Source organism: Methylophilus sp. TWE2, from assembly GCF_001183865.1.
Taxonomy (GTDB): Bacteria; Pseudomonadota; Gammaproteobacteria; order Burkholderiales; family Methylophilaceae; genus Methylophilus.
In genome coordinates this window covers 853,341-878,964 of record NZ_CP012020.1, presented here as the reverse complement: position 1 = coordinate 878,964, position 25,624 = coordinate 853,341, and the positions used below count along the sequence as shown (strand labels likewise).

Sequence of the window (25,624 nt, the reverse complement as noted above, 5' to 3'; positions counted from 1 at the left end):
TGCGCATAGCTAAATACTTCAACTACACACTCACAAACTGTTGCCTTAACCAAATCATCGCTTCATCATCCTGTGATTTCGTATGCCACGCCATGCCCAGCTCGAAAGGCGGAATTGCAAATGGCAGCTCTATCAAATCCAACGTGTCTTCATACTTTTCGAGTAATTGCTTAGGTAAGGTGGCGACACAATCACTATTGGTGAGCACCAAAGCAATCTGATTGTAGCTAGGGACTGAAGCGACAATATTACGGGTTTGCGACTGTTCGGATAACAAGTGATCAATTGAGCTGGATAGGTCACCTTTTGCCGATACAATCACATGCGCCAACTGGCAATATTCATTGAGCGTTGGTTTCTTTTTGCCTCTGGCATGACCTTTTTTCTGGGCCATGATAAAGCTGTCTTTCATTAAATACCTGACTTTGACACTGTCTGGCATTTTGTTGATGTCGCCTATGTATAAATCAATATTGCCTTTTTCCAGGTCTTCTTTCACGTTGACGCCAAACACGGACACAAATGAAATTTGCAGGCCTGGATTATTAAAGGAAAGCACTTTTTTCAAGACTGGCAGGCCGAGAATTGTGAACACGCTATCGTTGGTGGCAATGGTGAATTTGCGGCGTGAGGTGAGCGGATCAAAGCTGGATTTGAAGTTAACTGCAAATTTCAGCTCGTTAATCGATGCGCGTAATTTATGTTGCAGGTTTAGCGCTCTTTCAGTCAGCACCATGCCGCGCCCTACTTCCGCCGGAACCAATAATGGATCATCAAACAACACCCTAAGCCTTGCTAACTGCGTAGATAACGCGGGTTGACTGATATTGAGTCTTTGCGCTGCCTTGGTGACATTTCTTTCTTCAAGAAGAATATCGAGCGAAATCAATAAAGGTAAGTCTGCTCTTTTAATATCCATAATATTTATACATCCAATACAAATATTCAATTTTAAATAATCATTAATTATATCTATTCTGATAGCAATTTAAATCAGACGGAGTATACGAATGAAGAATATTGCACTTGGAAAAGCAGCTGCACTTAAACACACGCTGTTAGCGATTGCGTTACTTTTACAACCAATCTCCCACACTGCGATGGCTGGCGGTGAAACCCACACACCTTCAGTGGCTCAATATCAGGCGGAAACGGGTTACTACAATTTTAAATTAGGCGCGTATGACATCACCGTGATTTCAGATGGCACGGTGCCGCAAGATTTACATGTATTGCTAAAGGGGGCTGCGCCGCAACAGGTCGATGGCCTGCTAAACCAAGCGCATTTACATAACCCTGTAGAAGCCTCGATCAATGTTTTTTTGATTAACACAGGCAAAAAATTCATCCTGGTAGATACGGGCGCGGGGGATTTCTTTGGCAAAGGGTTTGGCGGCAAATTTAGTGAGCGTTTAGGCAAGTTGGGGCTTAAGCCAGAGGATATTTCGGACATCTTGATCACGCATATACACACCGACCATACGGGCGGCCTGGTGCATGAGGGCAAAGCGGTTTTCCCCAATGCAAATATCTACGTGGGTAAAGCTGATATAGATTTTTTTCTGGATGCTAAAAATCAAAACGGGGTGAAAGGCTATGAGAAAGCCTATTTCCAGCAGGCACAAACTGCGATGCAGCCTTATGTGGCGCTGGGCCACGTAAAACCATTAAGTGGCGCACAAAAGATATTGGATGATTTTAATGCCTACCCTACACCCGGCCATACGCCTGGGCATTACTACTACCGGTTGGAAAGCCAGGGTCAGTCCATCACGTTTATTGGCGACTCCGTGCATGTGGAAGCGGTGCAGTTTCCTCATCCTGACATCACGATTACTTACGATGTTGACCAGCCCAGCGCCGCAAAACAGCGCCAAGCTCAATTCGCACAATTAGCTAAAAGCGGCTCCATGATTGCGGCACCACACTTGCCGTATCCAGGGATTGGCTACATTAATAAGCAAAAAGAAGGGTTTGCATTTATCCGTGCAGAATTTCATGACAGGGGCAGATAGTTGGGGGCAGAGTAACATTAAACAAACCCTTGCTCTTTACGCCAGCCTAACCTCTGCTGCTTTCCGTATATCCAGGCATTACTCACTTGGACTGTTGTAGATCTTGTCACATCCACATAAAAAAGGCCGATGCCAGTAAGCATCGGCCTGTTAAGGCTTAGTGATTTAGCTGTGTATTATGCGCGTTGACGAGCGCGACGTGTGACCACGCCAGCCATCAGACCCAAGCCTGCCAGCAGGAATGCAAAGTTTGTCGGTTCAGGCACAGCGGCGGCTACGCCGGTCAAACCATTGAAAGTGCCGTTTAGAGTGGTGATGTATGTCGCAGCGCCAGTCATCAGGTTAATCGAAAACAACTGGGAATCCAGGGTACCATTATCCAGGTTAAACAAGGCATAGGCCTTACCGTTGCCAAGAATGTCAAAGCCGTTCGCAGACAACACATCTACGCCCAATGTACCGACTGTCTGGATGCCACCCGCACCGGCTGGATTATTAAACCCACTCGCGAGAAAGTTTAACGAGTCTGTGGTCGAATTCACGTAATACAGCCCAGTGCTGGCAGGGGTAACCCCCGGCTCTGAATTAGTGTAAGCAACGGCGGTATAACCACTGCCAATGTTTGCACCAGCGGTATTGCCTACCACGCCTGTATTGGCATTGACCGCATAGTTGTTGCCAGTCCCTGTGACTACACGTAGCGAAGCATTACCAGCAAAATCTGCAACCGGGTTAAAGTCGATACCGATAGATTGCCCAGCCAGGGAAGCCCCTGTGAGGTTGCTCTTGAAGGTTGCTGCACCAGTAGTTGTGTCGAGGGTATACAACCTGTTCTGGCTGGTGAGCCCGTAAACCAAGCCATCTGTTGGTCTGAGGTCAACGCCCAGCAATCTTTCATTCGCTGCCAACCCTGAAATATTGATGTAGGAAACTGCACCTAAATTCAAGGTATCAATCACAGCAATACTGCTGCTATTCACGCCATACAATGTATCCGCATATACCTGGGAAGCCGCCAGTAGCAAACTCGTGCCCAATATTGCCTTGTAAATTACACTTTTCTTCATGCTAACCTCTCAAAAATATATTTTCAGTTATTAAAATGACTTACAAAACCGTGTGACCTAAACTAGGACTGGCTTTATCCAAACAAACCCAACCAAGCTAGGACACACACCACTTACGCTCCCAACAACCAGTACAAAAAACCGTTTTTATATCAATTCCTGAACGGCTTAGAGAGAACACCTTCAATAAAGATTCCCACGTAACAAATTATCGCATTAACAAATTAGCAGTAATCGTGCGCATAAATGCGCTAATTCACCCAATGCTTACTTCGTAAAGTGAAAAACTTTTCTCGTACCAGATATACGTAATGCATCTGAAAATGGATGCACTCAGCACTACATTATTTAGCCTAGTGTTGATTAATCATTAGAAAATGAGATCGAAGAGATGACCTCGCGAACCGGTGAGCCAGATTGTTGATTTTGAGAGATTACTAATAAAGCGAGGCAGGATGAAAATACATTAGTGGATCGACCACAGCGTCTAATTGCGTATGGTCGGAGGCATCAAAAAAATTGAAGATGCGCTCTGCAAGCCATGGCGATTCTTTATCGCCACGCCCGTAAAAGCCTGCATGCCCACCCTCAGCTTGATAATCCAAGTGAACCATGCTTGATACCTCTGCTTCTGAGGGTAAGCTTTCAAAGGGGACAAAAGGATCATTTTTGGCATTTAAAATGAGCGTCTCCGTTTGTATGGCATGCAACCAGGGCTTGGAGGAATTCACGTCATAGTATTCGTCTGCACTCTTTGTACCAAACAGCACTGAGGTAACAGCGTTATCCATGTCTTGAACTGTACTGACTGCCCGTATACGTCTGGCATCCAAATAGTCCGGAAAGCGCTCGGCCATTAGCAATGCTTTTGGCTTCATCGTCGCGACAAAGTGTTTGCTGTATAACAAATAATTAACGCCTTTATCAAGGCTGTGAGCTGTTTGTTTCAAATCGATAGGCGCTGAAATGGCCGCCGCCGCTTTGACTAACTGACGCGCCTCATTCGGATATTGACCTAGCCACTTCAAGAGTGCATTGCCTCCCAATGACACGCCTGCCGCATAAAGAGTCTTTTCGGGGAGTTTTTGATGAATGATTGAAATGAAGGTATTGATCTCTTCAGCATCCCCGGCATAGTATACGCGGGGCAGCCGATTGGGCTCGCCAGAGCAACCGCGAAAATGTACAACTAGGCCAATCCATCCGCGTTGTTTGGCAGAGGACATGATCACCCGCGCATAATGACTTTGCGAGCTCCCTTCCAGGCCATGAAATAACACCAATACTGGTTTATTCTGCGTGCGATCCAACTTCTCGGGCGGTTCGGTCCAATCAACATCCACAAAGTCTCCATCCGGCAATTCCCAGCGCTCCCTGACATACAACAGCTTTGCAACCTGCGGGAACAGTGAGGGAACGATGGTTTGCAGATGCCCTCCGACTTGCCATATCGGCGCCTTAAATTCATTGGCTGCCAAGCAGGTTGAAGCAGAAAATATACATGCTGCCATGGTCAGGATTAAATAAATTACCCTCATTAGTTTAGGTGGCTGGCGCATCAATAAGTCTTGATCAGCAATGTGCAGCCGTTTTCAGTGCGGATTTCTTTGTGATAGGTCCCAGCTCCTGCAAAGTGATAATCACCGTTTTTACAATGAATCCCGTCCAGCCATACCTCGCCATCAATCACAAACGTTTCTTCATTTTTTTGATGATCGTGATAAGGAATACTCGTATTTTGTTCGAGTTTGAGCAGAAATGACTTGGCCTCGTCATCGCTTTTCAATACTTTGATTTGAATGCCATGCTTGATAGATTTCCACTGACCCTGCTCTGAAAATACAAAAAATTGTGCGTCACGGCTTTGTGAAACCCGTTGCATCAATTTCTTTTTGATCTGGTTTTTCGTCTCGTGCTTAGGTGCCAAATCTGGCGTCGCCTCAAACAGCTCAAGAAATAAATCAAAATCCAATGATTCAGGTTTATTGGTTGTCATCTCTTTATTCAAAACTGTTCACCTTTGAGTTTCTCTCTTAATGATTTTTGTGCTCGGTTAATGGTTGATTTCACGGATCCGAGCGGCATATTCATCAACTGAGATATTTCTTGATGCGATAATCCATAATAAAAAACATGATGCAACAACTGCCTTTGCAAGGGTTTAATTTCTGACAAAGCTTTCACGACTGCCAGCGACGCCTGTTTACCCTGCAGCCTATCGTCTGCTGACAAGTCTGTTGACTCTATTTCCCAATCGAAATTAACCACCATTTCAGGCACTGCATTACGCTTTCTTACCGCATCAATGGCACGAGAACGGCAAATGATTAACATCCAGTTATACAGCGGGCATTTGTTGAAATCGTAGCGATAAATTTCCTGCCATACCTGGTAATAAGTATCTTCAACCACTTCTTCAGAAGTACTCGGATCTTTGGTGATTTTCAAAGCCAAACTATAGATTTTGCTAAAAGTAGCTTCATACAACTCGTTAAAAGCATCCTCATGCCTATCTATTATTCGAGCTATCAAATCCTCGATGTCATCTTTCACAATTCATTCCAAATTTTCTTTTGATATTTAAATTGCACCCGATGTTAAGTACGACAAACAGCTTTAATTGGATGCAGTTTAGAGAAATAAAACGCATCCATGCATGACGCAGACCATGTCGAGTGAGTTAACGGCCATGAATCTATCAATCGAGGTGACGATCACGACTAAAATCAAAAGTGCTGCCGTGGGCGTTACGCGTCATCTTGTTTGGATTTAAAACGGCTGAACAGGCCACAACGTACTTTTTCTGCCTCCTCTGCTGTCATAGCGCCATCGCAGCAATGCTTGTGATGATGTCCATGACGGCCTCTGAATCCGCCAAAAAGAATCCTGCTGAGGATTAACAGCCCCACTGCCTGGCCGTAATCAATCGCATGAATACCTTCGGCCAATGAAACAGCCACATGATTCCACAACAGCATGACGACATAAGATAAAGCGGCGATTGCGACGACCATCAACGCTGCGATGGCAGCACATTTACTTCTACATCTTTTCATTTATTTCTCCAATTGATTGATTTTAGTAAGAGGATTGCAATTGTTCTCTTAAAAACGAAACTGCATACCGTTTCCTGGCTAATAAGGTGTTGATAGAAACATCCGTCTCTGCGGCAATTTGCTTGAAGCTTTTGCCATCCAGTTCGTGGGCGATAAATACCTGACGTTGTTCGAGAGGCAATTGATTGAGTGCTTCTACCACCTGCTCAACCAGGCGTTTTCTCTCGTAAAGCGTGGCCGGGGTTTCATGTTCGATTGAAAGGATAGACTCCAGCCAGAGGGAATCCTCATCCTCGTCGGGGTCCAGGTTGACCTTCTGCTTTTGCTTTCTAAATCGGTCAATAATGCGGTTTCTGGCGACCTGGTATAGCCACGCGCCGACTTGCTCCAGTGGCTCTGGCAGGCGGTAAGCAGAGACAAACTCATAAAACACATCCTGCAAAATATCTTCAGCATCCCCGGTATTCGGTACGCTTTTACGGATGAAATTGCGTAACCTCGCTTTTTCTTTATTGAAGGTTTCTGTGATCACAGAATCTTGCTGCGTCATGAGTAAATTGTTTTCTAAATGTATGTCCATGCTGTGTAGACGTTTCAGGTGTGGAAATATTGTACGGCCTTTGAAATATCTTTTTTAAAGACATATTGTGCAGAATGGCGGCTATTTGTACCCATCATAGAAATATTACCGAAAGGTAATATTTAACCAAAACAGGCACAGTTACACCATAAATATTACCTTTCGGTAATATTTTATTGAAAAATGGATTAAATCCTATGATATATTACCGAAAGGTAATTAAAGGACATCTTCATGACTTCAGCACAGACTATATTTGACGCTGTCACTATCAAATCAAGCAAAGACTTGGGGGATTTTGTGCGGGCATTCAGGACGTCACAAAGCCTCACTCAGGCAGATATTCTAGGCTTGGCCAATACGGGCAACCGGTTTATCGTTGAACTGGAGAGTGGCAAGCCCACGGTGCAACTACAAAAAGTGCTGGACGTGCTGGATGTGCTTGGCCTGGAATTAGTGGTACAGAAAAAAGGTAGTTTCTAATGGCCGTGAAAAAACTGGCGGTGTATAGAGACCATACATTGGTCGGGACACTATTGGACGAAGTGCCACTCAAGTTTATTTATGACGCTGCTTGGCGCGAACGTGAGTCGGGGTCTATTTCACCGCATATTAGTGTGACTCAAGCAGAGCATACTGGGATGGCGGTGGAATCTTACTTTGAGAACCTGCTGCCAGAAGCTGGCATCCGGGAGCTATTAAAATTCAAATTTCAGGTCACAAGCACCTTTGGTTTGCTGAATGCCACCGGTGGCGATACCGCCAGTGACCTGACAATATTACCCGAAGGTGAGACCCCCAAGCCGCCATCTTATCAAGCCATTACCTGGCAAGACATTGCAGATCAATTCACACAAAAACCAGGTGTGATCCGCCATCTTCAAGAAGAAACCGGGCTCAGGATCTCGTTAGCAGGCGCCCAGAGAAAACTCAGCATTTGTATGGATGCGGCGGGGAATCCGCTATTACCATTAGAAAGCTCACCTTCTACCTATATCGTTAAACCGGATATTCAGGGAATAGACGGCGTGTGGGCGTCTGCTATCAATGAAACCATGGTGATGAGATTAGCCGCCACGCTAGGGTTGGGGGTAGCCGAGGTGAGCTACCAGCCAACAGCAAAAGCATGTGTGATTAAAAGATATGACCGGATAACAAGTCACGACGGACAAATTAAAAGACTACACCAGCTTGATCTCTGCCAGCTGGATGGCAAGCCATCCACCATCAAATATGAAGCAGATGGTGGACCAACATTAGCCAGATGTCGCGAGTTGATCGGCCAAAGTGGCGTGGTTGCAGCAGATACCAAACGATTTATACAATGGGTATTTTTTAACCTGTATGTTGGCAATAACGATAGCCATGCAAAAAATCTCTCAATTTACCTTTTGCCACAACATGGCACCAGGTTGACGCCATTTTATGACTTGTTATCCACCTCAATATACACAGGCCTCTCACGCAGGTTCGCCTTTAGCATTGGCGGTGAAAGCACACCATCGAGCATAGAAAAGGAACATATAGTCAACATGGCCAGGCAACTGGGATTTAAACCCCAGTATGTGCTCAAAATTGCGGAGCAGATTGCGAATTCGCTGGCAGACAAGCTTGATGAAACGACTCATGAAATCAGCCATATGGCAGCAGCAGGCTCTGAAAAAACCATGGTAGAGCATTTAAACCATCATATTGCCCGCACTACAAAAAGCTTTCGGACCCGCTTATTCACACGCTAAGCAGTTTAATCGTCGGCACTCAGCGTAAATATTCTTCTACCGTTTGTATAAACAATTGCGGCTGCTCTGCATGCACCCAATGATCCGTGGGCAAGGTCACAAACTGTGCCTGGGAGAAATGCTGTTGCAGTTCGGTGATGTCACGATCATTCACATAATCACTGCGTTCCCCACGAATAAACAGGCTAGGTTGGTCAAAGTGCACGTTCACCGCCGCGATCAATGTTGCGTAATTCGCTTTAAGCGCCGGCAAATTAATCCGCCATTGCAACTGCCCTTCGTTGTTGACCAGGTTGGTCAGTAAAAACTGCCGCACCCTCACATTAGGGATAGTATCTGCTAAGGCCTTATCTACCTCATTACGTGATGCCATTAGGCTAAGATTGACGGCCAGCATGTGATCCATGAGCTGCGTATATCTGTCTCGATAAGCACGCATCGCCATATCCACGACAATCAACTTGCTGACTTTTTTGGGATATTGCGTGGCAAATTGCATGGCAACTTTGCCACCGAGAGAATGGCCGAGCAAATGAATTTGCGCTAACCCTAATGCGTCACATAACGCTGACAAGTCATCTGCCATTTCAGGGTACGTTTGCGAGTCGCTGTGCGGGGAGCGGCCATGGTTGCGTAGATCAACACTGATCACCTGGTAGTGCTGCGCAAAGTGTTTGGCGATACTTCCCCAGTTATCAGCAGAGCCAAATAAACCGTGCAACAGGACGAGCGGCTGGCCTTGGCCCAGTGTTTGGTAATGTAATTGCATGTTTTAAAACCAGGAATTGGTGACTAGGTGACTTTTTTCTTGACTGGCGCATCAAACATTTCATGGTTGATGGGTGACTCCAGGCGGCCGTTATTGAGTAAGGTGAGGACGAGATCGATAGACGCTTCGTTGATGACAATCGCCCCGTTTTCTATGACCAGGCCCCAGCCTTTTTGCGCATTGACTTTGACCAGTTCCTCAAGAAATTTGGCATCTTTGTAATAGCCGCTTTTCTGGATAGAGGAGACTTTGCGCAGGTAATTTAAATTGGTGCCTATATGCTCTTTGAGCAAACTGGCATCGCTGAATATGTTCAGGTCCACAAATTCCTGTAGTACCACATCGCGGTTTTTTTCCATGCCAGCCCGGAAATTGAGCGTGCTCTCGAATTCTTTCTTGTTGGCGATAAAAGTCGTGCCTTCATAGCTGAAAAAATCGACCTGCGTATCAATCGTAAAAATCTCCTGCTGATCCAGGTCCTTGAGTTCCTGGTCCTTAAACTGCAGGAAAGAAACATGCGCCAGTTTGGCAGGGTTGGTGAATTTATGGATTTTACGGTAGGCATACAAGGCTTTATCCTGGTGCTCCAGCTTGATGACCATGGCCCAGGAATCGAGCAAATCCTCATATTTCTCCACTTTGGGATTGGCGGTGCCTTTATCGATCTCGGCCTGGATCAAGGTGACATCGGTGGCAGCGGACTCTATGGTCAATAAGCCATTATCCTGGTCAGCGGTCAGAAAGTCATAGGCATCCAGCTGATAGCCTTGATCGCTTATTTTAGCGGTGACGGCATGCTTGAGTTTCTGCTCCAGCCTGGCATCCGTATCGACTTTAAATACCGAGTATTTGGCCTGTTGCTGGCTCAATTTCCTTTTCACCAGCCAAAACGTGGTCAGCCAATGTTTGAAATCAGTGCCGCGTAGTGTCTGCAAGCTTTGATTGGCACTAGTCGTCACTGTCATTTCCTTTCTTTTCTACCTGTGTGACAAAATACATCAAGTTTGAAAGCCGTTTGATCGCGCAATAGTCGCCCACCTGAAAATGCTCTTTGGACAATAATAGGCCCTGCTTTTCCTGCGCCCCTTCTTTGAACTGGCAATCATATAATCCATACCCTGCCAGTGCCAGCACCGGGTTTACAAATACATTTTGCGTGCGGTAAGACAAAACGAACAACAGTGCCAGGAAAATAAACAGGCAGACCAGCAGCTTCCAGTCGCCAAGGTCAAATTTATAAAACGACATCATGTAAGGAATGGTGTAGGTAAACATATCGGCAGATTTATTGGACACCCGATTGATTTTGACCGGCACACCCTGCTTGATATTTCTCGCCGCACTTAATGTAATTAGCGCGCAGACGACAAACAATACCGCAATCGCAGCAGCCCTGGCTGGATGTTCAAACCAGGCCGTATTTTCATTGAGATCCTTGACCACCAGAATCAAGCCGAGTGGGGCATATCCACTAATAAAAATGGCAAGGGCTGACAAAAAATGAAGCTGCATGTTGTACGTTTCAATGACCAGTATAGGCGGAATAAGCTAGTGAAGAATACAGGCAGAACGGTTTGTAATCAACGCTCACTTTTTTAAGTCAGCCCATTCCTACGACAGTATCAGAGTTTGATGTATACCCCGATTTTTTTGATTTTTTGATAATGAGGTCTCGTTAAATTCAAACAAGGAAAGAATCATGAAAAACACACTCAAATCTATGTTGCTGGTTAGTGCTTTGTTAATGCCAATGGCTGGCTTTGCCGCGGATGGCGACTCCATTGGGACTAAAGTGGAAGACTCCGTGATCACTGCCAAAGTAAAAGCGGCATTTGCCAAAGACAAAGCAGTGAGCGCAACAGACATTTCAGTGGAAACCGACAGCAATGGCCTGGTGCAATTGACAGGCCATGCCAAGTCACGTGCTGAAGCAGATAAAGCGGTGCAGTTGACCAAACAAGTGAAAGGTGTGACTGCCGTAAAAGACGATATTGTGGTTGCGCAATAAATTTGCCGCCCGTGTATCTTGCCCATAGGAATCGTCGCGATTCCTATGGGCAGTTTCATTTTCAGCCCCCATATTCCTCCCTCCGTCTTCCCTCGCCGGGTGATAATCCGCCTATAATGCACATTGGTAGTAATCATACATTTCAGCGCTTGCTGGCCACTGGGGAGAGCACAATGCCTGATTACAAAACGCCTGGCGTTTATATTGAGGAAGTCAGCAGCTTCCCACCCTCTATCCCGTCACTTGAAACTTCCTTGCCCGCGTTCATAGGCTATACGGAAAAAACCGGCACGCAGGACACACCATTAGTAGGCATCCCCACCACGGTGACGTCTTTGCTTGAGTATGAGGCCTTGTTTGGGGCCGGGCCTGCCAGCACAGTCACGCTATGGCTCGATGCGGCACAGCATATCTCCAACACCACGATAGACCAGCCCTTTTATCTTTACGACAGCGTGCGGCTATTTTTTGCCAATGGAGGCACTCAATGCATGATCGTTTCAGTTGGCGACTACAGCAATGCGGTCTCTAGCGAAAGCTTGGCATATGGTTTGAGTGCCATCGCCCCCCTTCCCGCCCCCACACTCATCGCCATGCCCGACCTGACGCTTTGCCCTGAGCCGCATACGCTGGAGGCAAAGGTACTCGCGCAGTGTGCACAATCGCCCAATCGTTTTGCCATCTTTGACCTGGGTCACTGCCAGAATACAGTGGACTTCGCGCAAGAAGCCACCCGCTTTAAACAACGCGTGGGCAGCGATTATCTCAACAATGGTGCCGCATATGGCCCTTGGCTGGTCACGAGTTTGCCAAGAACCACCCTCCTGAGCCAGCTGACGTTTAAACTGGAGGGCTCCATTGTCACTGCTGAAAGCCTGGCCCAGGATGAAAGCATGCGGGCCTTGATTGTGCAAATTCGTGAGGTAGAGAATTCTCCAGAGACAAGCGCCAAATGCGCGCTGTTAAATGAGCAACTGTATGCCTTGCACGCACAGGCCAGGCAATGGATAGATGCAGCCAATACCGCCTTAAATACCCTCCCAGCCTGTGGGACCGTGGCCGGAGTGTATGCTTTCACTGACCAGGCGCGCGGCATTTGGAAAGCGCCTGCCAATGAATCGCTACAACAGGTGAGTCATCCTGTGTTTAACTTCAATGACCAGCAACAGGCTGAGTACAATGTGGATGTTAACAGCGGTAAATCCATCAATCTGATCCGCATATTTCAGGGCAAAGGCACGCGAGTATGGGGGGCAAGGACGCTAGCAGGCAATGATAACGAGTGGCGCTATATCAGTGTGCGGCGATTTTGCCGCTGGATAGAAGCCTCAGCCTGCAAGGGCTTGCAGGCACTGGTATTTGAACCTAATGACGTCAATACCTGGATGCGTGCCCAAGCCATGATAGAAAACTTTTTAAACTTGCTTTGGCGGCAAGGCGCCTTGCAAGGCAGCAAACCTGAGCACGCTTTTTTTATTCATGTCGGCTTGGGAAAAACCATGACGTCAAATGATATTGCGCAAGGCTTGCTACTGATTGAGATCGGCCTGGCCGTCGTACGGCCAGCCGAATTTATGGTATTGAGAATGAAGCAGAAACAATCCGCTGCCTGATTCGAGAGCCTCTTTCATTAAGCAAAGGCAGCTGCGCCCACTTTGAGGCACTCTTCGGCGCAACGACGGCAAGCCTCGGCACAGCTACGGCAATGCCCATAGCCATGTTGTTCACACTCCACAGCACAAGTGGTACAAATTTCGGCGCAATCCTGGCAGACCAACTCCGTAAAGTCGCTACGGCGCGCAATAAATGAAGCGGTTAAGCGGCAAAAATCCGCGCAGTCCATATCGAGTTCAATACAAGTCCTGAGCATAGGATTGGCTTCCTTTTCACAGGCAATCGCACAAGCTTCGCAAGCATCTGCACATTTTTTACAGAGTTCCATACACATATTCAAGTCGTGATCAGTCATTTCCATTCTCCTCATCTATTCATTTTACCAGCAGAAACAAACACTCCCCGGGTGGGGAGTGTTTAAGGATGGCTATGGCTGTTTCACACCTGTACCACCCTCATCCGGTTTTTGATGAAAGCGTTTGCTTTTCTCCATGTTGCCAGCTTTGGATGGCTTATTGGTGGAGTTCTGTTGCTGGGTATTGGCAGAGCCTTTGGTATCGTTATTGTTATCTTGCTGCTGCTCCAGGTAGTTACCGTTCTGGGTGGTGTCTGGCACCTGATTTTTTTGCTGGTGTGCCGGTGGCGCATTATCTTGTGGCGCCGCCGTGGCAATATTGACAGAACACACCAGCGTACTGGCTAACAACATAGGTAGTAGTTTCTTCATCATAAAGTCTCCTCAATCGTCATTTGAATGACCTGCTTATATCGCAGGATTAACTTTATGCTACTGGTCTCTACTACCCCTGTATGTCGGCCGTCCTACAAATTAACTGTAGGATAATCACGAAGCATCCTCATTGCCTGTCAGGCTACTGTTGTGGCTGCGGATCCAGGCGATCACTTTGAGTAACTCGTCCGGACTAATGCCGTTGTTAGGATCTGAAGGATCCATGAGACCTTTGCCTTTGGCGCCCATGCCGCCGTTAGTCCCGTTCCAGACGGTTTCAAACATGCCTTTATTGGTCGCATCCTTGGCATAGTTATAGTTCGGCCCGGTCAATGCAGGCCCTACCTGACCACCTGCGTCCGGGCCGTGGCATTGGGTACATGAATAGAGCTGAAAAATCTTTTTCCCTTCAGCGATGGCATCTTCTTTTCCGATATAAGGGTTTTTACCCGTGGCTAAAAATTCTTTGGCGGCAGGGGTATCAAACAACTCATGCTTGATTTCAAGCGGTGAGCCATCTTGGGTTTTGACAAATTGGATCGCTTCGCCACTGGCAGCAGTATCCGCAGCCGGGCCGCTGGTATCTGCTTGTTTGTCACACGCAGTCAGTCCGAATGCCAGCAAAAGCAGGCTACATCCTAAAGTATGGTTCATCATATTCTCCTTAATGGTTGAGTGTTCTTGAGTGCGACCCATTATGAATAAAAGGAAAACTTGCGCCCATGTAACAATGGCGGAATCTGCTGTAGGATTATTCGGACAGTAAGCAATAAAAAAGTCTGGTCAAAAACCAGACTTTTTCTGCTAGCAGTTTTATCACTAGGTGTTATCGATCAAGGTATCTATACCCTGCTGTTGCTTGACATCATTGAGCGGCGCACTGCCCGGCGATTGATGTTGCTGATTACCCAGCACCTGAGGATTCTTGTCGGCCTGTTCCATTTTATTGGCTTCCTCCACCTGTTCGTTAGCCGTATGTTTTTCCAAGTTAAGCTGATCCTGCTTCTGCTGTTCAGGGCTGGCATGGTCGGGCCCAGGGGCGTAGCGCTGGGTATTGCTTACTTGCCTTTCCTGCGGGTCCAGTTTGCTTTCGTCCAGCTTCACATGCCTTAAATCCCCTTCATCCAGTCCGTCTTTATCCAGCTCGGCTTCATGCAATCCTTCTTGGTCCAAGCCGCCTTCGTCCAAGGTATCCTCTTTTAATCGACAGAGCCGTGACTGATGTTGTTCTTCCAGATCTTGCGCCTGCTGGCGGGCTTGGTTGCGCAACGGGTTCTGGTGGGACTGGTCAGGCATGATCTGGTTTTGATTCGGTGCCAGAGCTTGATGGTCCAGCTCATCCTGCAGAATCTGCACGGCTTCACCCTCATTGGAGGGTTGATGCTTGTGTAAATTTACCATGGGTATTCTCCTTGTGACTTTCCTCAGCTTTAAAAGCTGGAAGGCTCAACCATTAATAATTTCGCCGCCGTTGGGATGAATCACCTGGCCGGTCATATAAGAAGAGGCCTGACTGGCCAGGAACACATAGGCCGGGGCGATCTCACATGGTTGGGCAGGCCGCTTTAAGGGCACCTGGTTACCAAATTCGCTCACCTTGTTCTCATCAAAACTGGCAGGAATCAAGGGCGTCCACACCGGGCCGGGGGCCACGGCATTGACGTAGATATCCTTATGCACCAACTGCTTTGACAAGGACCGTGTAAAAGAAACCACCGCCCCTTTGGTGGCGGAATAATCAAGCAATTCCGGGCTGCCCCGGTAAGCAGTGACCGAGGCGGTATTAATAATATGACTTTTGTTGGGCAAGTGAGGCAACGCCGCCTTGACCATATAAAACATAGAGAAAATATTAGTCCTGAAGGTGTGTTCCAGCTGGCGCTGACTGATTTCGACAATACTGGTCTGCGGAAACTGCTGTGCCGCATTGTTAATGACAATATCCAGCTTGCCAAATTGTTGCAGCGTGTCATGCACTGCCTGCTCACAAAAACCTTCATCAGCCACATCACCAGGAATTAGCAGGCAGCGGGTGCCATACGACTCCACTAATTGCTTGGTTTTTGCGGCATCCTCATGTTCATCCAGGTAAACAATGGCCACATCCGCCCCTTCGGCCGCAAAGTGCACGGCGACCGATCGGCCAATCCCACTATCACCACCAGTGATAATGGCCACCTTGCCTTTTAGTTTGTCGCTCCCGACATATTCGTCTTCGATATATTTCGGTTGCGGTTCCATATCAGATTCCCGCCCAGGCTGGACGTATTGATGCTGGGGCGGATTAATTTTTTCTTCAACGGCTTCCATATTCACTCCTTTTGCACGATGCACTGCTGGCATGTTCATGCCTTTTGCAAAATGGCTAGTTTCTCAAATTGTTTCCCGGTATGGCTGGATCCACTGGGGCTGGATCGCCCGGCAATGTGCGCTGTTGTTGGCGCTGCTGCTGATTGGGCAACCCCTCTGCCGGGACTTCTGGCGGCACAATCACCCCGCGTTCATGTGGCATTTTTGGCGGCTGGTTAACACTATTCGAGTCTATGTTGCAGGATGGTTTGGTGGAACGTGCCGCCTCATCACAGGGAGGCACTGCATTGTTGACCGGGGGCGCTGCCACTGCATTCAAACTCATGCCATAACACGCACTGATTACTAATAAGAGAGATATCGGTTTTTGCATACCTTCTACTCCTTTCAGTTTAAGAAATAGTTTTGACCATACAGCTAAACGTGACACTGAATTCGTGCGTGGCTCAATCCACGCTGAGTGATGCACGTTGATGAATTCATTGTATGGCAGGCCTGGCAGAAAGGCCGTAGGCAATGCACTGATTTGACTGTAGGACATGTGTCAAACAAAGCGTCAGAAATGCAATAAAGGCGCTGTCTGCTTCACACCACCCGCTTCAAGGTGTCGCTTCCATTCTCCTGTCAGACAGGTCTGACAACACAATCAGCCACTCCCCGATGTTTGACAACAGGGTCAGTTCTTACACTTCAGTCCCAGACAGTCCATTGATGACTATATATTTCTGAAGCTGGCGAATCCCTTGCGGATGTCGCTGGCCACTTTAAAAATTGCGTCTTTTGTTTTATTGAGTAGGAGTGCACCATGAGTCAATATCCCGTGAATCCCTTGCAGCTGGATCAAACGATTCTTGATCAGGCCTTGCTGAACCAGACTGTACGGGATCCATTCTGGACAAGGGAGGACTCAGCCTCACAATCCACTGCCCCACAACAGACTGACAGTGATACCACACAAGCCCGCTTTATTCTCAACCGTTTATTTCAGGATTACAGTGGCGCATTTGCCGTGAGATTGTGGAACGGCACCATGCTCCATATCGGCGAAGGCACACCAGCATTTACCGTTTGTCTGGAGCAAGCATCCGTACTGCGCAATATGGTCTGGTTCACTGATCCCAAACATCTGGCAGAAGCTTACCTTGCCGGTCAGCTCCAGATTCTGGGTGACTTTCATGCCGCCATGCAATTACGTGAACACTTTGAATCCCTCTCCTTGCCGCTGCATGAAAAATTAGGCCTGGTCTTTAGGGCATTAACCTTGGCGACTGATGGGGATGTTTCCAATGCCCCTAAGGACAGTCTTCCGCAAGGCAGTAGCCTATACCACAACGTCTCACCTGCAACACAAGACGCGTTATCCATCGCCCTGAGTTATGACGAAGTCCCCGAAGATTTTTACCAGTGCTGGCTAGACGAGCACATGTTGCATGCATGTGCTTATTTTTCAGGCAACACACGTGAACTGGCACAAGCGCAACGCAACCAGCTAGACCTGATTTGCCTGAAGCTGCATTTACAGCACGGTGACTCGCTGCTGGATATTGGCTGCGGCTGGGGTGGGCTCGCCTGCTGGGCTGCCAAACATTACGGCGTGTTTGTCCATGGCATCACCCAAAACCCCAGCCAATATGCCTATGCGGTCAAGCAAGTGCAAAGGCAAGGCCTGGAACACCTGGTCAAGATAGAACTCGCTAGCTACCACGACTTGCCAGCCACGGGTAGTTACGACAAAGCCGCCTGCATTGGCATTGCCGACCATATTGGCGAGCAATCTTTGTCCGATTACCTGGCCAAAGTGCATGCCGCCCTTAAACCAGGCGGGTTGTTCCTGACACATGGCATTACCAATGAATCTACCCAGGATGCTTCCAGCGAATTTATCAACCGCCAGCTGTATCCGCAGGGAGCACTGACCACGTTCCCCCATCTGCTACAGCACTTGGATGCAGCCAAATTTGACGTATTCAATGTCGAGGGACTACGTCGGCATTATGTGATGACCCTGCACCAGTGGCTGGCCGGACTGGAGGCGAATCACGAAACCATCGCCAGCATCGTCGGTGAAAGGACCTACCGACTCTGGCGCCTGTATATGACAGCCAGTGCCATTCAGTTTGAACAGGGTGTGACAGGCATCCACCAAATTGTGGCGACACGCCGATGAAAATGACAAGGAGCGAATGATGCCATTGAAATCACCTTCTCACCCACCCCTTTCTTTGATTGCTTCTGCGTGCATCATCGTCTTGACTGGTTGTTCGCAACCGGCAAAATTACCTGAAAGTGCCGGCTATGGACCAGACCCCGATTTATCTGCCTACAATAAAAGCTGGTTCCCGACGATACACGTAGCTGAGGCAGTAGGTTGGCCAGAAGGCAAGAAACCCACCTCGCCGCCAGGCACCAATGTCGTTGCCTTTGCCAGTGACCTCAAGCATCCACGCTGGTTGTATGAGCTCCCTAATGGCGACATCCTGGTCGCGGAAACCAACCATCATGAAAAAAGTGAGGGATTCGAGCTCAAGAGCTGGATTGCCAGCAAGTTTATGAAAGACGGCGGTGCCAAGGCAGAGAGCATGAATCGTATCCTCCTGTTGCGCGATAACGATGGCGACGGCGTCGCCGATGAGCGTCATATCTTTATCGAGAATCTGCATTCCCCGTTTGGCATGGCACTGGTTGGCGATACTTTCTATGTTGCCAATGCCGATTCGCTGGTGAAGTTTCCTTATGAGGAAGGGCAAACAGAAATCAAGGCGGCCCCGATCAAAGTGACAGATCTGCCTGCTGAGCGCAATCATCACTGGACCAAGAATATCCTGCCCAAGCAGGATGGCAGCAAAATCTATGTCACGGTCGGCTCCAACAGCAATGTGGGCGAAAACGGCATGGAGATTGAAAAAGAACGGGCTGCCATCTGGGAAGTGGACCCCAACTCCGGCCAGCACAACATTTATGCGTCAGGGCTGCGCAATCCTAATGGCATGGCCTGGGAGCCAGACAGTGGCGCGTTATGGGTCGTGGTGAATGAGCGCGATGAACTGGGTAGCGACCTGGTGCCTGATTATATGACCTCTGTGACGCAAGGGGGCTTCTACGGATGGCCTTACAGCTATTACGGCCAGCATGTGGATGACCGTATTCAGCCGCAGAAACCCGAACTGGTCGCCAAGGCGGTCAAACCGGATTATGCCCTGGGATCGCACACTGCTTCCCTGGGCCTGACACCCGCCAAGGGCAACCAGTTGCCGGAACAATTCAAGAATGGCATGTTTGTCGGCCAGCACGGCTCCTGGAACCGCCGTCCCTATAGCGGCTACAAGGTGATTTTTGTGCCGTTTGAAGAGGGCAAACCGGCGGGCCAGCCGATTGACGTTCTGACCGAGTTCCTCAATGCGGATGGTCAGGCACAAGGACGTCCGGTCGGCGTGCTGGTGGATAAAAAAGGCCATTTGTTAGTGGCAGATGATGTAGGCAATGTGATCTGGAATGTCAAAGGCAACAATAACAGCCGCAAGACAGCACAACAAGCGCTGGAACGGCAAACCCTTGGCGAAGCCGAACACACTGACATCGACATCACAGAAAACTGAGCGGGTAGCCACCATTCATCCGCACAAGCTGCACTACATCCAGGAAAACGGCACCCCGGGATTCAGTCGCAAGCGGGTGAGGGGCAAGTTCAGGTACCTGGATGAAGATGGCCAATGCATTCAGTGTGAACTGCATCTGGCAAGGATTGCTGGCCTGAAGATTCCACCGGCCTGGCAATCGGTCTGGATATGCCCGCATCCGCATGGGCATCTCCAGGCCACCGGTCGCGATGCCAAAGGCCGCAAACAGTATCTTTACCATGCCCAATGGCGGGTATTACGTGAGGCCAGAAAATACGAGCACATGCTCGCTTTTGGCGCACAACTGCCCCTCATCCGCCAGCAAGTGGATAAAGATTTGAAAGCCCCCGGCCTTGGCAGGCAAAAGGTCTTGGCCATGATGGTGTACCTGCTGGAAAACACCTTGATCCGGGTAGGCAATGACGCCTACGCAAAGAGCAACCAGTCATTTGGCCTGACCACCTTGCGTCACCGTCACGTGGTGATCGAGTCTAGTGAGGTACGGTTTCGTTTCCGTGGCAAGAGCGGGGTAATGCATCGCATACGCCTGCATGACCGGCGCCTGGCACGCATGTTGCGCCACTTGCGTGAGCTACCCGGCCAAGCATTATTCCAATATGTGGATGAGCATGGTGAACAGCATGCAATCAGCTCTACAGATGTGAACGATTATTTGCGACAGGTGACAGGCGACGACATCACGGCCAAGGATTTCCGCACCTGGTTTGGCAGCTTGCATGTGTTACAGGCCTTGAGTGAATGCCCGCCTTGCAGCAATGAAACCGAGGGCAAGAAGAACGTGGTGGAGGCTATCCGGCTAGCAGCCTCCAAACTGGGCAACACACCGGCCATTTGTCGCAACAGTTATGTGCATCCTTACATTATTGACAGCTATCTGGCTGGCCGCGAATGGAACATGCCGGGACAACAGAGCGAGGATGGCTGGCCTGCATTGAGTCCCGCAGAGCAAAGCATGCTGCGATTATTACAACAAAGATAATTTCTGATGAAGTACATCACTGGAAGATGAGAATGTCATGAAAAACATATTGTTGGTTTACGGCCATGCACTTAGCCATTGTGCGTTGCGGGAACTGGTGAATGCCGATCCCAGCCTGCACCTGGCCGATGAAGTGGGCAGCGTCGGTGAAGCCATTGCGAATATACGCAAACAACGCTATGACCTGGTGATCCTGGATGTGTCAGCCCCGGAAAAAAATGGGCTGGAAACGTTTTGCGATCTCAAGCAACGGGCGCCCGAACTTGCCATTCTGGTGATCAACGGCAGTGACCACATGGATCGCATGGCTCACTTTATCCGCCTGGGATGTGCGGGCTACCTGCCCTACACGGCAAGCAGCCATCAAGTCCAGGCAGCCATTAAAACCATTGCGCATGGCCGTCCTTATTTGTTACCCGAGCAGGAAACATTAAGCAACAGGCATCCCATGGTGCATGAGCGGCTGTCATTACGCGAGCTGCAGGTGTTCTTCAAACTGATCAAAGGCCAGGCTGTCAACGCCATTGCCTTAGAATTGGCAATTGCCCCAGGCTCGGTGAGTGTCTTCCGCTCGAAAATACTCAAAAAAATGGAGGTGCCCAATAATGCTGCACTCATCCATTATGCCTTGGCTCACCAGCTGATTCCGCCCATGGGGGCAGCCAGCAAATCTATTAGGCTGACTGCCTGAGGCAGGCTTTACATCTTTTTGATCGCAAACTGTAGCTGCTCAATGGCTTCCCAGGAGATCAGGGAACCGATCAGAATTACTGCAAACCCCAGGCCGGCAGTACACACAATAGCCAGGCTTAAGCTAAAAAGGGCTCCCCGCTCGCGGATACCAAAAATATATCTTACACCGCGATAGACTAGCAGGACAGAGATCAGTACGGCGGCCGCGTGCACCACCACGTTAAAGCTTAAACTGGGCACCAAAAAAAACAAGGAGGTCAGCCACAATGGTGTGGTTGCTAGCGCCATGACCAGCAAGGCATCGCGGAAACTGGGCTTGACATTGACCATTTCGGCCAGGTTTTGCGTGATCCAAGCCATGGTCAGCACCACCACCAGTTGCAACACCAATAACTCCAGGCTGACCACCATCAAGCGGTTACCCGGCAAGTTGTCAAAGAACAACTGCGGATAGCTATTGTAAAGACGCAAATACATCATCAGGCAAGGAATCAATGACAGCGGCAATACATATAGCAGCATTAATTGCGAAACATCCGGCTTGTCGGCAGTTAGCAGCTTCGCGTCATGGCTTTTTGGGGAAACAAAGTAAAACAGGCGAATAGGATTCATGTCGTGCTCCTTCTCATCAATTAAAATATTGATATAAATTCAATTGTGGCGAACCAAGCGGCCACAGACACGTCCCATTATGTAGAGAGGGCAGCAGCAGACACTACAAGTCAATGACTGATTTGGCTGTAGGAAAACGCAGCAGTGCCCCAGGAAAGGTCTGATAACCAAATCAGCCTATTCCTACGGCCTGCCCCCACCCAGTTACTTAAAATGTGATGCATTGACTGACCAACGAATTGATTTGCCTATTGATTTAACTACTTGCCTATTGATTTAAATAAGGAAACCTCATGGAACAATGGTTACACACACATGCCTGGTTAGGCATCCCCCTTTATGAATGGTTATATGCCGCACTGATTTCTTCCCTGCTCTACCTGGTTTTCTACCAGGGATGGAAAATAGCCATCAGCAGGCTGTCTAAAATAGCGCAACGCACCTCCACCAGGCTGGATGACATCGCCATAGAGGTTCTGCAAGGCACACAGCAATTGACATTATTACTGTTGGCCACATTGATGGGGCTGCACGTGCTGGAGTTACCAGAAAAATGGGCGGCGCGACTGGACCATGTGTTATTTATCACCATCGGTATCCAGGTAGCGATTTGGCTCAACAGGGGCGTCGGCATCTGGGCGCGTGAACACCTGTCGTCCATTGATGGCCCCGCGCCCGGGGCTAATCCGGTGATGACGACGGTATTGTCATGGATACTACGCGTCTTCATCTGGTCAGTGGCATTGTTAACTGTGCTGGACAATGTTGGCGTCAATATCACGGCATTTGTTGCCAGTCTTGGTGTGGGCGGTGTGGCGGTTGCCCTCGCCGTGCAAAATATCCTAAGTGACCTGTTTGCTTCCTTATCGATTGGCCTGGACAAACCTTTTGAAGTCGGTGACTTTGTGGTGTTTGGGGAGATTGCCGGGGTGATTGAACGCGTGGGCTTGAAAACAACCCGGATCAGGAGCATCAGCGGTGAGCAGGTCATCTGCGGCAATACAGAGCTGTTGAAAAATACCATCCACAACTACAAGCGCATGGAAGAACGGCGCGTGGTATTTACCTTTGGCATTAATTACGCCACGCCGCCAGAGACGATTGCCGACATCCCCGGCATCGTCCGCAAAGCGGTAGAGGCTTCCAGCAATACCCGTTTTGACCGGGCCCACTTCAAGGCATTCGGCGCCAGCTCGCTAGACTTTGAAATTGTCTACTTCATTACCTCCACTGACTTTAATGTGTATATGGATGTCCAGCAAAGCATTAACCTTTACCTCATGAAAGCGTTCCAGGCACACGGGGTTGACTTTGCATTCCCAACCATGACCATCAACCTGCCTGAGCTGCCCAGGGACAATGCTCAAAACAACACAGCACGGCCATCCATCAAGGCGGAAAAGTGGGTCAGCCAAACAGTAAACAGATGAGGGGCATAAAGCAATTCCTACACCCATTTACGTATTCATCCGATGCAGGCTTAGCGGCGCCGTAGGCATACTAAAACTTCATTATCATTCTAAATAGTTTTGGAGACGCAAGATGGACAATGAAGAGATTATTTCCACCCTCAATGACTTGATCGAGGTATCCAAAGATGGGGAAGAAGGTTTCCGTTCTTCGGCTGAAAATGTCGATGACCCACAATTAAAAGCCTTCTTCCTTCGCCGGTCACAGGAAGTGGCTGCCAGTGTGCAGGAGTTACAGGAACTGGTGCGCTCACTGGGGGGTGAACCCGCTTCCTCTACCAGTTTGAGCGGTGCATTGCACCGACGCTGGATAGATATCAAAACGGCCCTCACCAGTAACGATACCCTGGCAGTCTTGAATGAAACAGAGCGCGGTGAAGATGTGGCGCTGGCCACTTACCGCAGGGCAGCTGAAAAAGACTTGCCTACCCATGTACGCTTTGTCGTGGTGCGCCAGCTTGAAGGCGCCAAACGCAACCATGATGAGGTCAAACGCTTGCGGGATGCCGCGCGTGCAGAAGCTGCCGCCCATTAACAGCAAGTGAATGATTCATGGTTGAAGTATAACGAAGCCTCGTCTCCGACGGGGCTTCGTTTACGCCAATCACATTAGAACATCCTTAAGATTCCGGCCGTGACACTATCAGGAGAGCGACGTGAGCCACAGTACAGAAAAGTGGGAGCAATTGACCAGCGAATGGGCCGACTCCCTCAAAAAAGCAAAAGTGCGGCAAGCCATCATAGACGATAAAATGCATTCCTTCCTCAAAGGGAATGGATGCCTGCCTACTGATGAAGAACTAGAAATGGTAGAGCAGTTATGGGAACAACATGTTCAAGCCAGGAACAAGACCAACCGCTTTATTCAGGACGTCCTGTTAAACTACCTTCCGACAGACTGATCTGGCATCAAGGTTGTACATCTGCCCAGTCATGGGTGATCTGTTCCAGTGTGCGATTGGTTTTCACTATGCCACCTTCGGTAGAGATCACCCAGCTGACCGGGATGTAATGGTGCTTACCCGAGTCATCTTTTTTCAGTTTGATCACATCATCGCTGACCAGATGGTCCACCACGGCCACATGTTCTGCCTGGGCGGTGGTGACAGGCATATCAGCTTTAATTTCTGCGGCATCAATCATGGCAAAAATTCCTTTTAAAGTAATGAGCCTCTACTTTGCCCTGCCCGCTTTTCCACGGCTAGACCATTCTGACTGAATTGCTTGTAAGAATCCTGAGAAGACCTCTCTGTCTTGATTATCTGACAAACAAGTCAGTTTGCGCCCGACGGTGTTTTCCCGGTGACATCCCTTAACATTAAAAATAATTCAAGATCATGCTTTGAAAGGCACTCCATGGCGATATTCAACATCACCGTTTGGCAAGGAAAACCCCATGAAGGCACTCCCGTCTGGCAAGCCAATGTGCTGGCGCCGGATGTAGAAGAAGGTTACAGGATAGGCAAAACGCGTTTTGGCGTTGAACACCCCGAATTGAAGTTGGAGGATTACACCATCGTCGCCGATGGTGACAGTGTGGAAAAATCCATCAGCGTTTAAATCTTTTGGAGGAATATCCCATGAAAATTCACAGACAATTAACAGAAGAACGCCACAAACTAGGTGAGCTGATTGCAGATTTTGATATCGCGATGCTTACTTTCATGAACCACCAGGGCCTGTTGATCAGCCAGCCGATGGGGCCGATTGAAATGGATAATGATGGCGTGATCTGGTTCTTCACCGACCGCAGGTCTGAAAAGGTGGATCATCTGGAAACACTAAACCTGTCTTTCAGCGGCGAACCCGATGGCATGTATGTTTCCTTGTCCGGTCATGGTGAAATAGAGGTCAACCCTGGCCGCCAACAGGCTTTATGGTCCCCTTATGTCAGGCCCTGGTTTCCTGAAGGACCTGATTCGTCGTCGCTGTGCCTGCTAAAATTTGTCCCTCATTTGGCAGAATATTGGGATGCCCCTCACAGCAAAGTGGTCAGGCTGTTTGCCATGGTGGCCTCGATGGCCGCATCAAAACCGATTGGGCTCGGAGAACACGCCCGCCTGAATCATTTGTAAATGCACTCGCCTGCTTTAAAACGACAAACCCGGCGTATGCCGGGTTTGTCGTAATGCAAGTTAACGTCTGGATTATTTGTTCATGACGTACATAGTCACTTCGAAGCCAAAACGCATTTCAGTAGCAGCTGGTTTAGTCCACATGGTCATTCTCCTTAAATAAGTTTTTGATCAATAAGTACATCTCGTTAGGCATCACTATACGCATCGTATTAATTTAATGCTTGCGCAGCCTTCTTAAAAATCACTCATGATTTTACTTAGCTGCAG

Annotated in this window: 33 protein-coding genes; 14 read left to right on the top strand and 19 right to left on the bottom strand. The window is 48.6% G+C overall.

What is annotated here, in order from left to right; all coding sequences use genetic code 11:
- Window positions 1–22: 22 nt before the first annotated feature.
- Complete coding sequence (locus ACJ67_RS04205; RefSeq protein ID WP_049638006.1) at window positions 23–919, bottom strand: LysR family transcriptional regulator; 897 nt, start codon at window positions 917–919, stop codon at window positions 23–25.
- Window positions 920–1,010: 91 nt separating this feature from the next.
- Here ACJ67_RS04205 and ACJ67_RS04200 point away from each other — a divergent pair, with 91 nt between their 5' ends.
- Window positions 1,011–2,015, top strand: coding sequence for an MBL fold metallo-hydrolase (locus tag ACJ67_RS04200; protein WP_053092882.1), 1,005 nt, complete (start codon window positions 1,011–1,013; stop codon window positions 2,013–2,015).
- A gap of 176 nt (window positions 2,016–2,191) precedes the next feature.
- Here the strand turns inward: ACJ67_RS04200 and ACJ67_RS04195 are convergent, their stop codons facing one another.
- The 6 genes from ACJ67_RS04195 to ACJ67_RS04170 all read right to left on the bottom strand — a co-directional run bounded on the left by ACJ67_RS04195 (window position 2,192) and on the right by ACJ67_RS04170 (window position 6,688).
- The gene (locus ACJ67_RS04195) at window positions 2,192–3,082 is read right to left on the bottom strand and encodes a DUF4394 domain-containing protein (protein ID WP_082163907.1); all 891 of its coding nucleotides are present in this window, start codon (window positions 3,080–3,082) and stop codon (window positions 2,192–2,194) included.
- Between the two features lie 437 nt (window positions 3,083–3,519).
- Window positions 3,520–4,641: a YheT family hydrolase gene (locus ACJ67_RS04190; protein ID WP_053092881.1), complete on the bottom strand. Its 1,122-nt coding sequence runs from the start codon at window positions 4,639–4,641 to the stop codon at window positions 3,520–3,522.
- Window positions 4,641–5,078, bottom strand: a complete 438-nt coding sequence (locus ACJ67_RS04185; protein ID WP_049638005.1) for a cupin domain-containing protein — start codon at window positions 5,076–5,078, stop codon at window positions 4,641–4,643. Before ACJ67_RS04185 ends, ACJ67_RS04190 begins: the two co-directional genes overlap by 1 nt.
- A gap of 8 nt (window positions 5,079–5,086) precedes the next feature.
- Window positions 5,087–5,635 (bottom strand): RNA polymerase sigma factor, encoded by a 549-nt coding sequence (locus ACJ67_RS04180; RefSeq protein WP_049638004.1) that lies wholly within the window; start codon window positions 5,633–5,635, stop codon window positions 5,087–5,089.
- Window positions 5,636–5,829: 194 nt separating this feature from the next.
- The gene (locus ACJ67_RS04175; protein ID WP_049638003.1) at window positions 5,830–6,138 is read right to left on the bottom strand and encodes a hypothetical protein; all 309 of its coding nucleotides are present in this window, start codon (window positions 6,136–6,138) and stop codon (window positions 5,830–5,832) included.
- 22 nt (window positions 6,139–6,160) lie between these two features.
- On the bottom strand, window positions 6,161–6,688 hold the full coding sequence (locus ACJ67_RS04170) for an RNA polymerase sigma factor (RefSeq protein ID WP_231587252.1): 528 nt from the start codon (window positions 6,686–6,688) through the stop codon (window positions 6,161–6,163).
- Between the two features lie 264 nt (window positions 6,689–6,952).
- On the opposite strand from ACJ67_RS04170, the gene ACJ67_RS04165 reads away from it, so the two are divergent.
- Both ACJ67_RS04165 and ACJ67_RS04160 read left to right on the top strand, forming a co-directional pair.
- On the top strand, window positions 6,953–7,201 hold the full coding sequence (locus ACJ67_RS04165; protein WP_049638001.1) for a helix-turn-helix transcriptional regulator: 249 nt from the start codon (window positions 6,953–6,955) through the stop codon (window positions 7,199–7,201).
- A complete protein-coding gene (locus ACJ67_RS04160; protein WP_049638000.1) occupies window positions 7,201–8,457 on the top strand; it encodes a type II toxin-antitoxin system HipA family toxin in 1,257 nt (418 codons plus the stop codon). The genes ACJ67_RS04165 and ACJ67_RS04160 overlap by 1 nt, the downstream gene beginning before the upstream one ends.
- A 19-nt stretch (window positions 8,458–8,476) precedes the next feature.
- Here the strand turns inward: ACJ67_RS04160 and ACJ67_RS04155 are convergent, their stop codons facing one another.
- From ACJ67_RS04155 to ACJ67_RS04145, 3 genes are read right to left on the bottom strand one after another with little or no spacing between them, the layout of a single operon-like run.
- Entirely contained in the window at window positions 8,477–9,226 is a 750-nt protein-coding gene (locus ACJ67_RS04155; protein ID WP_049637999.1) for an alpha/beta fold hydrolase, read from the bottom strand.
- Window positions 9,227–9,249: 23 nt separating this feature from the next.
- Window positions 9,250–10,191, bottom strand: a complete 942-nt coding sequence (locus ACJ67_RS14805) for a Kiwa anti-phage protein KwaB-like domain-containing protein (protein WP_049637998.1) — start codon at window positions 10,189–10,191, stop codon at window positions 9,250–9,252.
- Window positions 10,175–10,738 carry a hypothetical protein gene (locus ACJ67_RS04145; protein ID WP_049637997.1) on the bottom strand — a complete coding sequence of 188 codons (564 nt, stop codon included), beginning with the start codon at window positions 10,736–10,738 and terminating at the stop codon, window positions 10,175–10,177. Before ACJ67_RS04145 ends, ACJ67_RS14805 begins: the two co-directional genes overlap by 17 nt.
- A 187-nt stretch (window positions 10,739–10,925) precedes the next feature.
- On the opposite strand from ACJ67_RS04145, the gene ACJ67_RS04140 reads away from it, so the two are divergent.
- Window positions 10,926–11,234: a BON domain-containing protein gene (locus ACJ67_RS04140; RefSeq protein ID WP_018985982.1), complete on the top strand. Its 309-nt coding sequence runs from the start codon at window positions 10,926–10,928 to the stop codon at window positions 11,232–11,234.
- A 173-nt stretch (window positions 11,235–11,407) separates the two neighbouring features.
- Entirely contained in the window at window positions 11,408–12,847 is a 1,440-nt protein-coding gene (locus ACJ67_RS04135) for a phage tail sheath C-terminal domain-containing protein (protein ID WP_049637996.1), read from the top strand.
- A 17-nt stretch (window positions 12,848–12,864) separates the two neighbouring features.
- Here the strand turns inward: ACJ67_RS04135 and ACJ67_RS04130 are convergent, their stop codons facing one another.
- From ACJ67_RS04130 to ACJ67_RS04105, 6 genes are all read right to left on the bottom strand, one after another.
- On the bottom strand, window positions 12,865–13,203 hold the full coding sequence (locus tag ACJ67_RS04130) for a four-helix bundle copper-binding protein (RefSeq protein WP_049637995.1): 339 nt from the start codon (window positions 13,201–13,203) through the stop codon (window positions 12,865–12,867).
- Window positions 13,204–13,275: 72 nt separating this feature from the next.
- Entirely contained in the window at window positions 13,276–13,578 is a 303-nt protein-coding gene (locus tag ACJ67_RS04125) for a hypothetical protein (protein WP_231587251.1), read from the bottom strand.
- Between the two features lie 114 nt (window positions 13,579–13,692).
- Window positions 13,693–14,232 (bottom strand): c-type cytochrome, encoded by a 540-nt coding sequence (locus ACJ67_RS04120; protein ID WP_049637994.1) that lies wholly within the window; start codon window positions 14,230–14,232, stop codon window positions 13,693–13,695.
- A gap of 165 nt (window positions 14,233–14,397) precedes the next feature.
- Window positions 14,398–14,979, bottom strand: a complete 582-nt coding sequence (locus tag ACJ67_RS04115; RefSeq protein WP_049637993.1) for a hypothetical protein — start codon at window positions 14,977–14,979, stop codon at window positions 14,398–14,400.
- A gap of 45 nt (window positions 14,980–15,024) precedes the next feature.
- The gene (locus ACJ67_RS04110) at window positions 15,025–15,921 is read right to left on the bottom strand and encodes an SDR family oxidoreductase (protein ID WP_231587250.1); all 897 of its coding nucleotides are present in this window, start codon (window positions 15,919–15,921) and stop codon (window positions 15,025–15,027) included.
- A gap of 22 nt (window positions 15,922–15,943) precedes the next feature.
- Window positions 15,944–16,261 carry a hypothetical protein gene (locus ACJ67_RS04105; protein ID WP_049639763.1) on the bottom strand — a complete coding sequence of 106 codons (318 nt, stop codon included), beginning with the start codon at window positions 16,259–16,261 and terminating at the stop codon, window positions 15,944–15,946.
- A gap of 432 nt (window positions 16,262–16,693) precedes the next feature.
- Between ACJ67_RS04105 and ACJ67_RS04100 the strand changes: the two genes are divergently transcribed.
- From ACJ67_RS04100 to ACJ67_RS04085, 4 genes are read left to right on the top strand one after another with little or no spacing between them, the layout of a single operon-like run.
- Window positions 16,694–18,055, top strand: a complete 1,362-nt coding sequence (locus ACJ67_RS04100) for a cyclopropane-fatty-acyl-phospholipid synthase family protein (RefSeq protein WP_049637992.1) — start codon at window positions 16,694–16,696, stop codon at window positions 18,053–18,055.
- A gap of 19 nt (window positions 18,056–18,074) precedes the next feature.
- Entirely contained in the window at window positions 18,075–19,484 is a 1,410-nt protein-coding gene (locus tag ACJ67_RS04095) for a sorbosone dehydrogenase family protein (RefSeq protein WP_049637991.1), read from the top strand.
- The gene (locus ACJ67_RS04090) at window positions 19,441–20,505 is read left to right on the top strand and encodes a DNA topoisomerase IB (protein WP_231587249.1); all 1,065 of its coding nucleotides are present in this window, start codon (window positions 19,441–19,443) and stop codon (window positions 20,503–20,505) included. The genes ACJ67_RS04095 and ACJ67_RS04090 overlap by 44 nt, the downstream gene beginning before the upstream one ends.
- Window positions 20,506–20,542: 37 nt before the next feature.
- Entirely contained in the window at window positions 20,543–21,196 is a 654-nt protein-coding gene (locus ACJ67_RS04085; RefSeq protein ID WP_049637990.1) for a response regulator transcription factor, read from the top strand.
- An 8-nt stretch (window positions 21,197–21,204) separates the two neighbouring features.
- Here the strand turns inward: ACJ67_RS04085 and ACJ67_RS04080 are convergent, their stop codons facing one another.
- Window positions 21,205–21,810 (bottom strand): YIP1 family protein, encoded by a 606-nt coding sequence (locus tag ACJ67_RS04080; RefSeq protein WP_049637989.1) that lies wholly within the window; start codon window positions 21,808–21,810, stop codon window positions 21,205–21,207.
- A gap of 293 nt (window positions 21,811–22,103) precedes the next feature.
- Here ACJ67_RS04080 and ACJ67_RS04075 point away from each other — a divergent pair, with 293 nt between their 5' ends.
- The 3 genes from ACJ67_RS04075 (at window position 22,104) to ACJ67_RS04065 (ending at window position 24,181) form a co-directional block, all read left to right on the top strand.
- A complete protein-coding gene (locus ACJ67_RS04075; RefSeq protein WP_049637988.1) occupies window positions 22,104–23,240 on the top strand; it encodes a mechanosensitive ion channel family protein in 1,137 nt (378 codons plus the stop codon).
- Between the two features lie 112 nt (window positions 23,241–23,352).
- Window positions 23,353–23,814 (top strand): PA2169 family four-helix-bundle protein, encoded by a 462-nt coding sequence (locus ACJ67_RS04070; protein ID WP_049637987.1) that lies wholly within the window; start codon window positions 23,353–23,355, stop codon window positions 23,812–23,814.
- A gap of 121 nt (window positions 23,815–23,935) precedes the next feature.
- Complete coding sequence (locus ACJ67_RS04065) at window positions 23,936–24,181, top strand: hypothetical protein (protein WP_049637986.1); 246 nt, start codon at window positions 23,936–23,938, stop codon at window positions 24,179–24,181.
- A gap of 7 nt (window positions 24,182–24,188) precedes the next feature.
- Here ACJ67_RS04065 and ACJ67_RS04060 read toward each other — a convergent pair whose 3' ends face one another.
- Window positions 24,189–24,422, bottom strand: coding sequence for a DUF2171 domain-containing protein (locus ACJ67_RS04060; RefSeq protein ID WP_049637985.1), 234 nt, complete (start codon window positions 24,420–24,422; stop codon window positions 24,189–24,191).
- A gap of 213 nt (window positions 24,423–24,635) precedes the next feature.
- Between ACJ67_RS04060 and ACJ67_RS04055 the strand changes: the two genes are divergently transcribed.
- Both ACJ67_RS04055 and ACJ67_RS04050 read left to right on the top strand, forming a co-directional pair.
- Window positions 24,636–24,839, top strand: a complete 204-nt coding sequence (locus ACJ67_RS04055; RefSeq protein ID WP_049637984.1) for a hypothetical protein — start codon at window positions 24,636–24,638, stop codon at window positions 24,837–24,839.
- Between the two features lie 20 nt (window positions 24,840–24,859).
- Window positions 24,860–25,354, top strand: coding sequence for a pyridoxamine 5'-phosphate oxidase family protein (locus ACJ67_RS04050; protein WP_049637983.1), 495 nt, complete (start codon window positions 24,860–24,862; stop codon window positions 25,352–25,354).
- Window positions 25,355–25,426: 72 nt separating this feature from the next.
- Here the strand turns inward: ACJ67_RS04050 and pqqA are convergent, their stop codons facing one another.
- Entirely contained in the window at window positions 25,427–25,498 is a 72-nt protein-coding gene (gene pqqA, locus ACJ67_RS14590; protein WP_081624291.1) for a pyrroloquinoline quinone precursor peptide PqqA, read from the bottom strand.
- Window positions 25,499–25,624 lie beyond the last annotated feature (126 nt).

Excerpts from the sequence above, each read along its gene's own strand:
- ACJ67_RS04205 (WP_049638006.1), bottom strand. The coding sequence starts at position 919 with ATGGATATTAAAAGAGCAGACTTACCTTTATTGATTTCGCTCGATATT.
- ACJ67_RS04200 (WP_053092882.1), top strand. The coding sequence starts at position 1,011 with ATGAAGAATATTGCACTTGGAAAAGCAGCTGCACTTAAACACACGCTG.
- ACJ67_RS04195 (WP_082163907.1), bottom strand. The coding sequence starts at position 3,082 with ATGAAGAAAAGTGTAATTTACAAGGCAATATTGGGCACGAGTTTGCTA.
- ACJ67_RS04190 (WP_053092881.1), bottom strand. The coding sequence starts at position 4,641 with ATGCGCCAGCCACCTAAACTAATGAGGGTAATTTATTTAATCCTGACC.
- ACJ67_RS04185 (WP_049638005.1), bottom strand. The coding sequence starts at position 5,078 with ATGACAACCAATAAACCTGAATCATTGGATTTTGATTTATTTCTTGAG.
- ACJ67_RS04175 (WP_049638003.1), bottom strand. The coding sequence starts at position 6,138 with ATGAAAAGATGTAGAAGTAAATGTGCTGCCATCGCAGCGTTGATGGTC.
- ACJ67_RS04170 (WP_231587252.1), bottom strand. The coding sequence starts at position 6,688 with ATGACGCAGCAAGATTCTGTGATCACAGAAACCTTCAATAAAGAAAAA.
- ACJ67_RS04165 (WP_049638001.1), top strand. The coding sequence starts at position 6,953 with ATGACTTCAGCACAGACTATATTTGACGCTGTCACTATCAAATCAAGC.
- ACJ67_RS04160 (WP_049638000.1), top strand. The coding sequence starts at position 7,201 with ATGGCCGTGAAAAAACTGGCGGTGTATAGAGACCATACATTGGTCGGG.
- ACJ67_RS04155 (WP_049637999.1), bottom strand. The coding sequence starts at position 9,226 with ATGCAATTACATTACCAAACACTGGGCCAAGGCCAGCCGCTCGTCCTG.
- ACJ67_RS14805 (WP_049637998.1), bottom strand. The coding sequence starts at position 10,191 with ATGACAGTGACGACTAGTGCCAATCAAAGCTTGCAGACACTACGCGGC.
- ACJ67_RS04145 (WP_049637997.1), bottom strand. The coding sequence starts at position 10,738 with ATGCAGCTTCATTTTTTGTCAGCCCTTGCCATTTTTATTAGTGGATAT.
- ACJ67_RS04140 (WP_018985982.1), top strand. The coding sequence starts at position 10,926 with ATGAAAAACACACTCAAATCTATGTTGCTGGTTAGTGCTTTGTTAATG.
- ACJ67_RS04135 (WP_049637996.1), top strand. The coding sequence starts at position 11,408 with ATGCCTGATTACAAAACGCCTGGCGTTTATATTGAGGAAGTCAGCAGC.
- ACJ67_RS04130 (WP_049637995.1), bottom strand. The coding sequence starts at position 13,203 with ATGACTGATCACGACTTGAATATGTGTATGGAACTCTGTAAAAAATGT.
- ACJ67_RS04125 (WP_231587251.1), bottom strand. The coding sequence starts at position 13,578 with ATGATGAAGAAACTACTACCTATGTTGTTAGCCAGTACGCTGGTGTGT.
- ACJ67_RS04120 (WP_049637994.1), bottom strand. The coding sequence starts at position 14,232 with ATGAACCATACTTTAGGATGTAGCCTGCTTTTGCTGGCATTCGGACTG.
- ACJ67_RS04115 (WP_049637993.1), bottom strand. The coding sequence starts at position 14,979 with ATGGTAAATTTACACAAGCATCAACCCTCCAATGAGGGTGAAGCCGTG.
- ACJ67_RS04110 (WP_231587250.1), bottom strand. The coding sequence starts at position 15,921 with ATGCCAGCAGTGCATCGTGCAAAAGGAGTGAATATGGAAGCCGTTGAA.
- ACJ67_RS04105 (WP_049639763.1), bottom strand. The coding sequence starts at position 16,261 with ATGCAAAAACCGATATCTCTCTTATTAGTAATCAGTGCGTGTTATGGC.
- ACJ67_RS04100 (WP_049637992.1), top strand. The coding sequence starts at position 16,694 with ATGAGTCAATATCCCGTGAATCCCTTGCAGCTGGATCAAACGATTCTT.
- ACJ67_RS04095 (WP_049637991.1), top strand. The coding sequence starts at position 18,075 with ATGCCATTGAAATCACCTTCTCACCCACCCCTTTCTTTGATTGCTTCT.
- ACJ67_RS04085 (WP_049637990.1), top strand. The coding sequence starts at position 20,543 with ATGAAAAACATATTGTTGGTTTACGGCCATGCACTTAGCCATTGTGCG.
- ACJ67_RS04080 (WP_049637989.1), bottom strand. The coding sequence starts at position 21,810 with ATGAATCCTATTCGCCTGTTTTACTTTGTTTCCCCAAAAAGCCATGAC.
- ACJ67_RS04075 (WP_049637988.1), top strand. The coding sequence starts at position 22,104 with ATGGAACAATGGTTACACACACATGCCTGGTTAGGCATCCCCCTTTAT.
- ACJ67_RS04070 (WP_049637987.1), top strand. The coding sequence starts at position 23,353 with ATGGACAATGAAGAGATTATTTCCACCCTCAATGACTTGATCGAGGTA.
- ACJ67_RS04060 (WP_049637985.1), bottom strand. The coding sequence starts at position 24,422 with ATGATTGATGCCGCAGAAATTAAAGCTGATATGCCTGTCACCACCGCC.
- ACJ67_RS04055 (WP_049637984.1), top strand. The coding sequence starts at position 24,636 with ATGGCGATATTCAACATCACCGTTTGGCAAGGAAAACCCCATGAAGGC.
- ACJ67_RS04050 (WP_049637983.1), top strand. The coding sequence starts at position 24,860 with ATGAAAATTCACAGACAATTAACAGAAGAACGCCACAAACTAGGTGAG.